The following is a 13,014-nucleotide window of genomic DNA, read 5'->3' as shown; positions in this document are numbered from 1 at the left end:
CAGAATAATTTCTGTCGATTTTTTGATTATCCGTTGAAATAAATAAGGTTATTAATGATTTTGGGAGGTAAAGATGTAGATTAAAATAAAATTTTACTAAATTAAATAGAAAGTCATGGTGAGGTAAGCAGCCTTTGTCTTCCTTCTATCGTTATAATAAAAGGTCCCTTGAGGGCATTTCTTTCAATAAGAAGGGTGTACCGTAGTATCAAAAGTATTCTTTGATGATATAGACCCTTTTTTACTGTTTTATTTATAGCAAGTTATATATTAGCCATATGGATAGAATCTTCTATCTGAATAGGGAGAGGAGTATTAGCAGAAAGTAAGGTACTTAATGTTTTTCTCTTTTTCCGACATTTTAAAGAGAAATGAGGAGAAGTGTGTCAAAAAGCGATGATTTTAAAGGTGTAAACGATTAACTTTTCCTTTATTTGAATAGTTTCGTCATAAGTTGAATGTTCAAAATGAAAGGATGATGTTAAAATGTTGTTATATGTTAAAGATTGTTTAATGGGGGGGAAGTTCCGGTGAGAGTATACGAATTTGCTAGAAATTATGAAATGACAAGCAAGGAGCTTGTAGGGATTTGTCAGGAGTTAGGAATTAGTGTTAAAGCACAATCAAAGTTAGATGAAAAACAATTATCAGCATTAAGCCAACATTTTAACCGTGAAGAAGGGCATGCTAAACCGATGGAGAATGTAAGTGAAGTGGAAGCGTGTTTAGTAGAAATGGATACAAACGATGAAGTGGAAGCGTGTTTAGTAGAGATGGATACGAATGATGAAGTAGAAGCGTGTTTGATTGAGATGGACACGAACGATGAAGTAGAAGAGTGTTTGCTTGAGACGGATGCGAACGACGGGATGGAAGAGGTAGTGATCGCAGATCAACCAGAGGAAGGAATCATTGGACGTAAAATGGCGTATATCGTGACGGAATGTGAGCCGTTTACTTCGCTTGGGGAACTTGGAAAAATTTCAGCTGAGTTTGCGAAAAAGAGGGTTAGCGAGGGCCACTCATTAGTGGTTGCATTACCTAAATATCAATCAATTACGGATGCCTATGGAAAAGAAATGGATTGGCTAATGGACTTACCGGTTCGACTTGGAAATAAAACTGTTCGTGTTTCATTATTCAAATTAGTCATTGATTCGGTGACGTATTTATTTATTGGAAATGATGGATATTTCCATCGTGACGATATCTATGGATATGACGATGACGTTGAACGATTTGCTTTCTTCAACCGTGCAGTGCTTGAAGCATTACCGTACTTAGGGGACGCCGTGGAAGAAATTCACTTAAATGATTGGCACACAAGTATGATTCCATTAATGTTAGAGGTAGATTACAAATCACGACCATTCTACCAAGGAGTTAAAACGATCTTAACGATCCATAATTTAGAATACCAGGGATGGTGTGAAGCTGAGATTTTACCATCGATTCTTGGAATTAGTCGTCAATATTATGAAAATGGATTAACGCGTATGGGTGACGCGGTTAACCTATTAAAGAGTGGGATTGAAACGGCACATCAAATTCGATTACAAGGAATGAGCCAAAGCCAGCTAACACTCCCACAAATTCAACAAAGTGGAATGGTGGCATTAATTGAGAATAAATTAAATCATCAAGTAGCCTAAAGAACATCTAGTGTCTTTTAAGAAAAGACAAAGAGTATTAAATTTTAAGTGGGTAATTTTGATAATAAAAAGCGAGTGTGACATCCGATTAACGGTTCACCCTCGCTTTTTTATTCGTTTATCGACGGAGTTCTTGAGAATCTTATGCTTAAAGATAGGATTTTTTCCATAATAATAGTATAGTTATAAAGGAAAGTTATTTTAAACGAAAAGGTGATGACACATGCAAAAAATAGGACGTAATGATAAATGTTGGTGTGGAAGTGGAAAGAAATATAAACAATGCCACTTAAAAATAGAAGAAAAAATTTCAAAACATTATCATCAAGGAGATGAAGTCCCAACCCGTGAATTATTAAAAACAAATGAACAAATTGAAGGGATTCGTAAAGCGGGGCGTGTGAATACGATGGTGCTTGATAAAATTGCAGAGGTGATTAAAGAGGGAATGAGCACTGAGGAATTAAACCAAATTGCTCATCAATATACGATCGAATTAGGCGGAACGCCGGCTCCGTTAAATTATCATGGGTTCCCTAAAAGTATTTGTACCTCAATTAATGAAGTTGTTTGTCATGGGATTCCAAGCCCAGATGAAATTTTAAAATCAGGTGACATTGTTAATGTGGACGTCACAACGATTGTTGATGGCTACTATGCGGACGCTTCAAGAATGTTTATGATTGGGGAAGTGGACGAAGAAAAACAAAAACTCGTTCGTGTGGCCAAAGAATGTCTTGATTTAGGATTAAAAGCGGCACAGCCTTGGGGTTATATAGGGGATATTGGAGCGGTGATTTCCGAACATGCAGCACAATATGGCTATACGATTGTTCAAAACATTGGTGGACATGGGGTCGGTGTTGAATTCCATGAGGAGCCTTACGTGAGCCATGTCGGCGTACGTGGAACAGACTGTCTGATTGTTCCAGGAATGACGTTTACGATTGAACCGATGTTAAATATGGGAGTTGCTGAAGTCGTTGAACATGAATCAGATGGATGGACCATCTATACAGCTGATCGTAAACCATCAGCCCAATGGGAGTATACGATCTTAATTACCGAAGAAGGACCGGAAATTTTAACACATTAATCAAAAACACGGATAGAGTCTCTTTATCCGTGTTTTTTTTTGTCTCTTTGAATGTAGATAAAATTTTTAGATTTAAAAACGAACAAATAACCTAGAAATCGTTTACATATGGTTGGATGTATGGTAATATTTTAGTTGTAAACAAGAATAAATTTTACTAAAATGAGGGGGAAGTAACGTGCAAGAAATGAAAGACATTTATGGATTACTAACAGATCCAAGCGTATTTGAAGTGAATCGTCTAAAGCCACACAGTGATCATCGCTATTACGAGACATTAGATGAGGCACGACGACAAGAATCAATGAAATGGCGTCATGATTTAAATGGAGAATGGTTATTTAATTATAGTGAAAATTTAGATTCACGTCCGATCGGATTTGAGACATTAGATGGGGATTGTTCTCAATTCGATAAAATCCAAGTACCGGGCCATATTCAACTTCAAGGGTATGATAAACCTCATTATGTGAATACACAATATCCGTGGGATGGACACGAAGAGTTAAAACCACCTTATATTCCAACAAAGTATAATCCAACCGCTTCTTACGTGACTTATTTCGAAGTTCCAAAAGAGTGGGATGGACAAAAGGTGTGCATTTCATTCCAAGGGGTTGAAACAGCGTTCAATGTTTGGTGTAACGGGACGTATGTTGGATATAGTGAAGATAGTTTTACGCCAAGCGAATTTGACTTAACGGAGGTTATTAACCGTGAAGGACAAAATAAACTAGCTGTTCAAGTTTATAAATGGTCAACAGGAAGCTGGCTTGAGGACCAAGATTTCTGGCGTCTATCAGGAATTTTCCGCGACGTATATTTATATACGACGCCAAAGACTCACATCGAAGATTTATTCGTCAAAACGCCGTTGCATCACAACTATCAAGATGCAACAGTTGAAGTAGATTTTACGGTGAGTGGGGAAGAGGCAACGATTTCTGCAAATTTAATGGATGCTAATCATCAAGTGGCAGCCTCAGGAATGTGCCACGTGGTTGATGGAAGATCAAGATTAACGCTACAAGTTGAAAATGCTCAGTTATGGAGTGCGGAGCATCCGTATTTATATCAATTAGAATTAGAAGTTAAAGTTAATAATCAAGTTGTTGAAGCGATTTGTCAGCGCGTTGGAATTCGAGAATTTAAAATGATTAACAAGATCATGCATATTAATGGAAAGCGTGTGGTCTTCCGTGGCGTGAATCGCCACGAATTTAGCGCAACCTACGGAAGAAGCGTGACGCGTGAAGAGATGGAATGGGATGTGAAGTTTTTAAAGGCGCATAATTTTAATTCGGTTCGAACGTCACATTATCCAAATGCAAGTTATTTTTATGAGTTATGTGATGAATATGGATTATATGTCATCGATGAGACAAATTTAGAGACACACGGGACTTGGCAGCGTATGGGGGCCGTTGAGTGTAAAGATGTGACGATTCCAAATGGTCGTCCTGAGTTTTTAGAGATTATTTTAGATCGTGCGAAGTCGATGCTTGAACGTGATAAAAATCATCCAAGTATTGTGATTTGGTCATGTGGAAATGAAAGTTACGGTGGTGAAAACTTGTATAAAATGTCTCAATACTTTAGAGAACGTGATGAGACGCGTCTTGTTCATTATGAAGGCGTGTTCTGGGATCGACGTTTTAATGAGACATCAGATATGGAAAGTCGAATGTATGCGAAGGTTGAGGAGATTAAAGAGTTTTTAGATCATCAACCAACGAAACCGTTTATTTTATGTGAGTATACGCATGCGATGGGGAACTCGAATGGGGGAATGGATCGCTATATTGCGTTAGAAGATGAGTATGACATGTACCAAGGAGGATTCATCTGGGATTATATTGATCAAGCTTTATGGTCAAAAGATCGTAATGGTAACCCTTATTTAGCGTTTGGTGGCGACTTTGGAGACCAACCAACGGACTATAACTTCTGCGTCAATGGAATTATTTATGCAGACCGTACGATTTCCCCTAAAATTCAAGCGATTAAAGGTGCTTATCAACCGTTTATGATTGAAGTAAAAGGTAGTGGGGCAGAGATTTATAATAAGCATTGTTTCACAGACTTAAATGAGTACGTGATTAAGTGGCAAGTAGAAGAAGGGGATGTTGTAGTTGCTAAGGGAGAAACAGAGGCCTCATTGGCTCCATTAACTCGAGGATTTATCGAGTTAGGAATCGACGTTTTACCATCAGCCCACGAGCAAGTTGTGACGGTTTCTATTCATCAAAAAGAGGCAACTCTTTATGCCGAGGCCGGTCATGAAGTTGCCTTCGGTCAACAAGTTATTGAACCGACGCAAAAAGAAAATATTTCTCGGGAAATTAAATCGTTTACGATTGCTGAAGGGGATGTCAATGTTGGAATAAATGGCGATGGATTTGAGGTCATTTTTGCGAAGAACCTGGGGCGCATCGTTTCATTAAAATACGATGGAGTCGAGTATATTCATCAACCTAATTTATCATTAATGCCAAGCTTCTGGCGTGCGTCAACAGATAACGATCGAGGAAATCAAGCGCCAATCCGTATGGCCCAATGGAAATTAGCATCTTTATATGCTTTCCATGAGTCAATGGATATTCATCGCCATGAAGATGGTTTAGAAGTTATCTTTAATTATAACTTGAATACGATGCCGATTTCACATGCGATGGTTACTTATTTCATCAATTCTTATGGACAAATCCGCGTTACGATGAAATATGAGGGAGTTAAAGGGTTACCGAATATGTTTAAGTTCGGAATGGATTTAGCGATACCAGCGGACTTTGATACGTTGACATGGCGTGGATTTGGACCTGATGAGACGTATGCCGATCGTGAATTTGGTGCACGTTTAGGAACATTTACGAATAAAGTAGCAGACAATGTTGCTCAATACGTGATTCCTCAAGCGTGTGGAAATCATACGGGTGTTCGTTTCGCAACGGTAACGAATGAAGTTGGACAAGGATTACGCATTAGCGGTGACGTTCCATTAAGCCTGAGCGCTCTTCCATATTCAGCACACGAATTAGAGGCCGCTTACCATCATTACGAATTACCACCGGTTCATAAAACAGTTCTATCGATTAATTTAAAAGAAATGGGAGTCGGAGGCGACGATTCTTGGGGCGCACGTCCTGAGCCGTGCTTTGAGATTCCGGCAGATCAATCTTACGAGTATAGCTTTATGATTGAAGCTGTCCGTCAATAATCAAAAGACACCTAAAAAGGAGACGAATGTCGTCTCCTTTTTTTGTTGGAATAGAAATATGTACCCTAGAAATCCATTTGTTGTGAAGCGTTAGAAGCAATCCCAAACTGCCCCTGATGGGTTTGCGAGCCTTCATTATTTGATTTAAATTGACAACTCTTAAACTGTTATTTTATACTTATATTGTATGAAAAAGGAAATTAAAACATAGCGTAGAGACTACTCAGTGATTTAAAAATCGAGTTGTGAATGTAGTTTTGATGCTTGTTAAGGCAGTAAGAGCTTTTAATAGAGTACCTTATTTTAATGAGGAGACTTTATAAAAGTCACGATTCTAATTCTTTCAGCCATTAGGTTATGTTGGGTGATACTTGTTTACCTTTTAATTTTATTGAATCGTTTATTAGATTTTGTTAGGGAAAATAGGGAGAGATAAAGATGAAAAAATTATGTTTTTTATTCCTGTTAGTCGGTGTTTTAATGGTAGTAGTTCCACGTTCCTCTGAAGACGCTAGTTTTATTGTTCACGGGGGGGGATCTGTCGATGATGATAATATGGTTGAGGATAGAGCATTGACTTATGATGAGCTAATTCAGGAAGTAATGAAAAATGAAAATCTAACGGAAACGGAAGCTAAACAATTTATAGGTGTTAGTGAAGAAAACTCTGGAAGAGCTACCTATAGAATATATAAAGCTTCAGTTACTGTGACATCAACTTATAAGCCACAGGTCGTATTTTATTGTGAAACAAGTGAGTCAGGAGACAACAGAGGAATTTTATCGTTATTAAATACCTCTCTGAGTTGCGATTATAATGGGAGTACAAAACAATTTTCTGGAACGCTTTATACAAACTTAGAAAGTGCCTCTTGTATATACTTTGAACTAAATGGGGATTTCTATCATAAAGGTACGACTACTAGGACTGAAGAAAAAAACACAGTGAATTTTTCCGTTTCTTATGCTAGCAACCATTTTGAGTATATTTATAAAGCGGACAGATATAAATTAGGTCGTTAATTTAAGATCCCATACTTAATAGGCTATTTTTAATGGATCTCTATCTTAACTTCATAAATCCGGGGGAGGGCGTTTAAATGAGTGATAAAAGATTATTTGTTGTAGTGTTGATTGTCTTTTCTGTTGTCCATAAAGGGGTTTTATATTTATTAAGTAAAGTAGCGATTCATTTGAGTGAGAATTTTCTTTTAAAGACGGTTGTCGCCGGGTTAGAGTTTATCCTTATCGCTTATACAGTTTTGTTTTGTGCAAAGGAAGGTAAAGAAAATAAAGTCATTCGTTACATTGGATTTACTTTTAGTGGGATTTTGATGATTATTGCAATCATTGGTGTTTTTCATTATTATGGGATGTTAAAATAACTTCGTTTGAAAAGAAAATTTAGGAGGGATGGCGCGGCTGAATCCCTCTTTTATTTTAGATTTTATCGTTATCTTGAATGCATCGCGTGCATTGACGCATGATAAGTAAAGAGTTAGGAGGTGACGCATGAAGAAAAAAGAGGTCTATTCTTCGAAAAGACAAATTAAATCTTTCTTCATCGCCTAAATGGATGGATTAGCGAGAATCTTAAAATTACTGAGTATCCTTATCCGGTCAGCATTTGACTTGTTTATCTTGTTTGTATTGCTTTATATGGTCTATATTGTCTTTATCAACTGATGAGCTAAAGACTAGGGGGAGAAAAAGAAAAAGACTTCTGCCACCTGTCAGAAGTCTTTGCACGAGTAGGATGCAAGGCTATAAATGGGAATCATAAGAAAGAGCTTAAGAAGACTAAGCTTTTTTTTTATGATTCTATTCAGCGATTGATTCAACCCCTTTGTACATAAAGTAAATTTCATGATCGTGAAATTTATTTTTGTGATAGAAGTCAGCGACAATTAAATTATTTGTCGTTAACGTTAATCCCGCTAATTTTTGTTCCTTTGTATACTTGGTCATGTAGTTGAGAAGTTTTGATCCGTATCCACGTTGACGAGCGCTCGGTGCAATGAAAAATTCATCAATGAAGAGTTCATCTTTGTACCACCATGTTCGCTCATGACAAAGCGCAGCCCCAATTAATTCTTCTTCATCTGTTAAAAGAAGGAAACCGACAAAGCGTGGATTTTGGCTTAACTCTTCAATGTATTTTTGGGCTTTGATGTCTGACCAATTACATCCCCATTGTTCATTGTTATAAACGTTTTGCAGTAACGCGGCACACTCTTCCAAGTATTCGTTTTCATAATAGGCGATTCTCATGCCTCTTCCTCCCTTCTTTATCTACTGCTAGCATATGAGAAGGAAGGGAATTTTATTAACGGTTTTATCGGGGAAAGAGGGGACAAAAAAAGCACCCAATCAAGGATGCTTTTTTTGATAAAGTGGCTAAATATCTTCCTAACTATTTGGTGAAAGTAAAGGTCGTGCTAGCACGATAAGTTTCACCTGATTTTAAGACTTGTGATTCAATATCAAAGGGGACGAGGTGAGTTTCGAAACAGACCCCTAGACGCGGTTCACCTTGACGATTATTTTCAAATAGGAGCTCATTCGTTAAGAAGTTTCCTGTATAAAACTGCATCGCTGGCGCTGTTGTTGAAACCGTTAGTGTTCGCCCAGAATTTAAATCTTTGAAGGTGACAACGTCTTTTGTATCAGAGAGTAAATACAAATGATCATAGCCTGATGCAAGGTTAAAAAGTTCTGTTTTTTCTTTGTTCGTTGGATCAATAAGTGTTGGTTGATTAAAGTCAAAGAGTGTATGTTCAACAGGCACCCAAGTTGTTGTAAAGGCTTGGGTTTTATCAATTTCGGCAACATGGCTTGCTTTTATTTGGAGTTCATGTTTGTCAACGGTTGTGCTGCCATTTCCAGCTAGATTAAAGTAAGCATGTTGTGTGAAGTTTGCGAGGGTGTCTTGGTCTGTTATCGCCGAATAAGCGACGATAAATTGATTGCCCTTAAGAATATAATCAATGGTTGCCGTCAGGTTTCCTGGAAATCCAGCTTCCTGATGTGGAAGGGTCGCTGTGAGTCGATAACCTGAGTCGATGGTTTCGATGGCAAAGTTGGCATCACTGAGGCACTCGGCACCTCCATGAAGGTTATTTGGCCCGTTGTTAATGTCTAGTTGATAAGTTTTATTGTTTAAGGTGAAAGTGCCATTTTTAATGCGGTTAGCCGTTCGTCCAATGATGGCATTAAGGTAACACCCATTTTCAAGATAACTTTCCACGTTTTGATAGTTTAGCACGAGGTTTTGTGCGTAATCGTCAGCTGCCAATGCCACTTTTGTTAAACACCCCCCGATGTTTAAGAAGCGGACTTCTAATTCTTGGTTTTTCATTCCATATTCAATGATTTGTATTCCATTGAACGTACCTTTTACTGTTTGATTATATTGAATCATGTGATTTCCCCCCAGAAATTAAGATAAGATTGTTGTTTAGATCATTATTCCCTTAGCGCAGGGAACTTAAGCCCTGGCAGTTGAGGATAGCCACGAGCTTCGCTACGTGGCGCAGGAAACCCTCAACCTTTTAGTCAATCTAGTTTCATCGAGCAAAGGCCCTATAAAGTTTCCTTTCGGCTCAGTTCTTCTTCGAAGAAATGGCCGAAAGTTCAACCCGTACGGTCCTTTAAACGCTCGCTTCAACTTTTTGTTTTTGTGCTGGCTCGTTTGATGAGTTGGGTTGGGATGGTGACTTTTTTGGCGATGGTGCGGTCGTTGGTGATGCGTTCGATGATAAGGTCAAGTGCTGTTTCTCCCATGTGTTTAGTGTTCATGTCAATGGTAGTGAGGGATGGGATCGTATATTGTGAAAGTGAGATGTTGTCGTAACTAATGATTGAGACGGTTTCAGGAACTTTAATATTATTCTCGTTCAGGGCTTTGAGGCATCCGATAGCGAGAGCGTCCGATGCAACGATGTAAGCATCGAGTAGTTTTCCTTTTTTAATAATATCCGACATAATTTCATATCCGGAATCAGCGGTAAAGGACCCAAGATAAATGTTATTTTGTTGGAATGCTTTTAACTTTGTCATTTGATTAATGTAAGTTGTGAGTCGAACATCGAGTAATTCCTGTCCATCTAGCGTTTTTTCGACTCCACAAATGAACCCAATTTTCGTGAGTTTTAGATCCACGAGGTAATCGATAATATCTTTTGTTGCTTCCTTTAGATCGGCAATAACGACGTCGATATTATAGTGTTTACTGTAACAATCGACGAGGACGAGGTGTGGGTGAGTCGCGTGAAGACTTTGGATTTCTTCTTCGCTATATTTCCCTAATGCAATTAATCCATCGAGGTTCATTGCCGAAATTTCATCATACGACGTTGAGGGTAAATAAATCTTTTGCAGTTGAATATTACGAGATTGACAGTGGTTTTCGATAGCCAGTCGAATCGACATATAATAAGGATCTGTGATTTCCTCAGCGACAGAGTACCAATAAATCAAACCAATAGTAATGGCAGTATTTCTTTTAGCGGTTTTATTCCGTTTGCTTAACGGAACATAGTTCAATTTTTCTGCCGCTGTCATAATCTTTAGTCGCGTATCATCAGAAACATTAAAATTTTTATCTTGGTTTAAGACACGTGAAATGGTTGTAATAGAAAATCCGGTTAAATCAGCGATATCTTTTATTTTAGCCATAGCACGTCCTCCTTTCTATCTAAGAGATTGAGTTATATTTTTATCGTGAATGCTTTAGTGTTGCGTTTTTATTTTCTAATAAAGGAAAAAAATGAACCTTTAAAGAACTCCCCATTTCATAAAGGTTACTATTTTTGTTACATTTTCTATTTTATCATTAACTTTTAGGAAATAAAATAGTCTTTTTTAATAAAAAGAAAACGTTTTATAAATAAGTGGGTGATTGGTGTATATTTAATCCTTATATAGGGAATCCTATAAGAAAATAGAGACGTTTATTATTGTTCTTTATTGGCGATAGGGGCAAACGGTGATTAAATCTTTAAGGATAATTGATGGAAGGGAAGGTTCTCTCCTTTAAATGGAGGAATGAGGAGAATTTTAGAGGGGTTTAGCTTATAAATAGCAGGCGTATACGTCGTTAAAAAGTGTTATAAACTGAAAGAGTCTAGATGGTAGGAGTGATTTTATGGAAAGTAAGATTGCGGCGCTCATGTCAACGTCTTTGAATGATGGAAGAGATTTATTTGATTTTATCATGAATGAGGATGAAAAAGTTTTATTGTCCTTTCGATCAGTACGGGATCGTTTAGTCGTAACGAATAAGAAATTATTAATTATTGATATTCAAGGGATTACCGGACGAAAGAAAGAATACATGATTATCCCGTTTTCGAAAATTACAGCTTTCTCATGTGAAAGCTCCGGAACATTTGATTTAGATGCGGAGTTAAAGGTCTGGGCCTCTGGTATCAATCAGATGCAATTTGAATTTATCAAGGGAACGAATATTCGTCCCTTGATTCAAGTGTTAAATCAAGCAATCTGTTAGTCTTATTTGAATCGCCATAAAAAATAGGAGCGGAAGACAGCCTCTCCTGTTTTTTATGGCGATTAATGATTCAAAGAGAAGGGAACGGTGACATGGAATGGGGAGTAGCGATAAAAAGTACAAATAGTAGATGTTTGATTTTAGTGTGATTAAGTTAAAAAATAGTTCAAAAAGTCGCATAGGTAATAAGACGATCATGTCCAACTGTTTTTAACTGTGGATGAAACAGCGTATTTAGAATAAATTTTTAAAAAAATGTAAGGGTTTTTAAAATAACCTCTTGATTTTTTTACTAAAAAACATTAAAATTTTAGTAGAGCAGAGAGAGCTGAAATGAAATGAATGAGAATAGAGAGGAAGATCATAATGAATATTGAAAAATTAAAATCGGCGTTTACGAAAGTTTTTGGAGTTAAAGAAAACATCCAACTATTTTTCTCACCAGGACGTGTTAACTTAATTGGAGAACATATTGATTATAATGGAGGATGTGTGTTCCCATCAGCGATTACTTACGGAACATATGCTGTTGTGTCACCACGCGAGGATCGCTTAGTTCGTTTATATTCAGGTAATTTCGAAGAATGCGGAGTGATTGAATTTAATCTATCGGATTTATCACATACAGAAGATGAGCACTGGAGTGTTTATGTTAAAGGTGTGATGGAACAATTTGAAAAAATGGGATTTGAAATTAAGACAGGATTCGATGCCTATGTTTATGGAACCATTCCAAATGGTTCAGGATTATCTTCATCAGCATCTCTTGAATTACTAGTTTCACAAATTTTAAAAGAATTAAACGGTTATGAGATTACAATGATTGACATGGTGAAATTATCACAACGTGCTGAAAATGATTACGTGGGCGTAAATTGTGGAATTATGGACCAATTCGCGATTGGAATGGGGAAAAAAGACTATGCCATCAAATTAAATACAAATGATTTAAGTTATGAATATGCGGAAGCAGATTTAGGAGATAATTCTATTTTAATTATGAATACGAATAAAAAACGCGAATTAGCGGATTCAAAATATAATGAGCGTCGTGGAGAGTGTGATGAAGCATTGGCACTTCTTCAAACGGTAGCAGATATTAACTATTTATGTGATTTATCAGAAGAAGAATTTAATCGTGTTTCGAATGTAATTAATAAGGATGTTTTATATCGTCGTGCTAAACATGCGGTTACAGAAAATGAGCGTGTTAAATTAGCGACACATGCTTTAGCAGCAAAAGATTTAAAACGTTTCGGTCAATTATTAAATCAGTCACATAAATCTTTACGTGACGATTATGAGGTAACAGGAAAAGAGTTAGATACTATTGTTGAATTAGCTTGGGCACAAGAAGGGGTTTTAGGTGCTCGTATGACAGGTGCAGGATTTGGAGGATGTGCGATTGCACTTGTTCAAAATGATGCATTAGAAACGGTGAAAGAGGCTATTGCTAAAGGGTATAAGGAAAAAATCGGATACGATGCACAACTTTATGTGGCAACAATTGGAGATGGGACAAAAACAATTGCTTAAGAAA

10 protein-coding genes are annotated in these 13,014 nt (G+C 37.2%); 7 read left to right on the top strand and 3 right to left on the bottom strand.

Annotated elements, in window-relative coordinates:
* The first annotated feature begins 530 nt into the window (after window positions 1-530).
* The 5 genes from AC6I0I_RS08650 (at window position 531) to AC6I0I_RS08630 (ending at window position 7,350) form a co-directional block, all read left to right on the top strand.
* Complete coding sequence (locus AC6I0I_RS08650) at window positions 531-1,652, top strand: translation initiation factor IF-2 N-terminal domain-containing protein (RefSeq protein ID WP_262951075.1); 1,122 nt, start codon at window positions 531-533, stop codon at window positions 1,650-1,652.
* Window positions 1,653-1,875: 223 nt separating this feature from the next.
* On the top strand, window positions 1,876-2,748 hold the full coding sequence (locus AC6I0I_RS08645) for a methionyl aminopeptidase (RefSeq protein WP_262951076.1): 873 nt from the start codon (window positions 1,876-1,878) through the stop codon (window positions 2,746-2,748).
* 187 nt (window positions 2,749-2,935) lie between these two features.
* Window positions 2,936-5,965, top strand: a complete 3,030-nt coding sequence (lacZ, locus tag AC6I0I_RS08640) for a beta-galactosidase, LacZ type (RefSeq protein WP_262953789.1) — start codon at window positions 2,936-2,938, stop codon at window positions 5,963-5,965.
* A 438-nt stretch (window positions 5,966-6,403) separates the two neighbouring features.
* Complete coding sequence (locus AC6I0I_RS08635; RefSeq protein WP_262953778.1) at window positions 6,404-6,988, top strand: hypothetical protein; 585 nt, start codon at window positions 6,404-6,406, stop codon at window positions 6,986-6,988.
* Between the two features lie 77 nt (window positions 6,989-7,065).
* Window positions 7,066-7,350: a hypothetical protein gene (locus AC6I0I_RS08630; protein ID WP_161831207.1), complete on the top strand. Its 285-nt coding sequence runs from the start codon at window positions 7,066-7,068 to the stop codon at window positions 7,348-7,350.
* A 436-nt stretch (window positions 7,351-7,786) separates the two neighbouring features.
* Here the strand turns inward: AC6I0I_RS08630 and AC6I0I_RS08625 are convergent, their stop codons facing one another.
* From AC6I0I_RS08625 to AC6I0I_RS08615, 3 genes are all read right to left on the bottom strand, one after another.
* Window positions 7,787-8,236, bottom strand: a complete 450-nt coding sequence (locus AC6I0I_RS08625) for a GNAT family N-acetyltransferase (RefSeq protein ID WP_161831205.1) — start codon at window positions 8,234-8,236, stop codon at window positions 7,787-7,789.
* 142 nt (window positions 8,237-8,378) lie between these two features.
* Window positions 8,379-9,386 (bottom strand): aldose epimerase family protein, encoded by a 1,008-nt coding sequence (locus AC6I0I_RS08620; protein WP_161831203.1) that lies wholly within the window; start codon window positions 9,384-9,386, stop codon window positions 8,379-8,381.
* A gap of 242 nt (window positions 9,387-9,628) precedes the next feature.
* Window positions 9,629-10,642: a LacI family DNA-binding transcriptional regulator gene (locus AC6I0I_RS08615; RefSeq protein WP_161831201.1), complete on the bottom strand. Its 1,014-nt coding sequence runs from the start codon at window positions 10,640-10,642 to the stop codon at window positions 9,629-9,631.
* Window positions 10,643-11,111: 469 nt separating this feature from the next.
* On the opposite strand from AC6I0I_RS08615, the gene AC6I0I_RS08610 reads away from it, so the two are divergent.
* Both AC6I0I_RS08610 and AC6I0I_RS08605 read left to right on the top strand, forming a co-directional pair.
* A complete protein-coding gene (locus tag AC6I0I_RS08610) occupies window positions 11,112-11,474 on the top strand; it encodes a PH domain-containing protein (protein ID WP_262951126.1) in 363 nt (120 codons plus the stop codon).
* Between the two features lie 366 nt (window positions 11,475-11,840).
* On the top strand, window positions 11,841-13,010 hold the full coding sequence (locus AC6I0I_RS08605; protein ID WP_161831197.1) for a galactokinase: 1,170 nt from the start codon (window positions 11,841-11,843) through the stop codon (window positions 13,008-13,010).
* The last annotated feature ends 4 nt before the right edge of the window (window positions 13,011-13,014 follow it).

The sequence above is a fragment of the Turicibacter sp. St.80E1 genome (assembly GCF_059728495.1).
Note: the sequence above shows the minus strand (reverse complement) of the source record. Positions and strands in the feature narration are given on the sequence as shown.

Coding starts and splice junctions, on each gene's coding strand:
- AC6I0I_RS08645 (WP_262951076.1), top strand. CDS start 1,876: ATGCAAAAAATAGGACGTAATGATAAATGTTGGTGTGGAAGTGGAAAG.
- lacZ (WP_262953789.1), top strand. CDS start 2,936: ATGAAAGACATTTATGGATTACTAACAGATCCAAGCGTATTTGAAGTG.
- AC6I0I_RS08635 (WP_262953778.1), top strand. CDS start 6,404: ATGAAAAAATTATGTTTTTTATTCCTGTTAGTCGGTGTTTTAATGGTA.
- AC6I0I_RS08630 (WP_161831207.1), top strand. CDS start 7,066: ATGAGTGATAAAAGATTATTTGTTGTAGTGTTGATTGTCTTTTCTGTT.
- AC6I0I_RS08625 (WP_161831205.1), bottom strand. CDS start 8,236: ATGAGAATCGCCTATTATGAAAACGAATACTTGGAAGAGTGTGCCGCG.
- AC6I0I_RS08620 (WP_161831203.1), bottom strand. CDS start 9,386: ATGATTCAATATAATCAAACAGTAAAAGGTACGTTCAATGGAATACAA.
- AC6I0I_RS08615 (WP_161831201.1), bottom strand. CDS start 10,642: ATGGCTAAAATAAAAGATATCGCTGATTTAACCGGATTTTCTATTACA.
- AC6I0I_RS08610 (WP_262951126.1), top strand. CDS start 11,112: ATGGAAAGTAAGATTGCGGCGCTCATGTCAACGTCTTTGAATGATGGA.
- AC6I0I_RS08605 (WP_161831197.1), top strand. CDS start 11,841: ATGAATATTGAAAAATTAAAATCGGCGTTTACGAAAGTTTTTGGAGTT.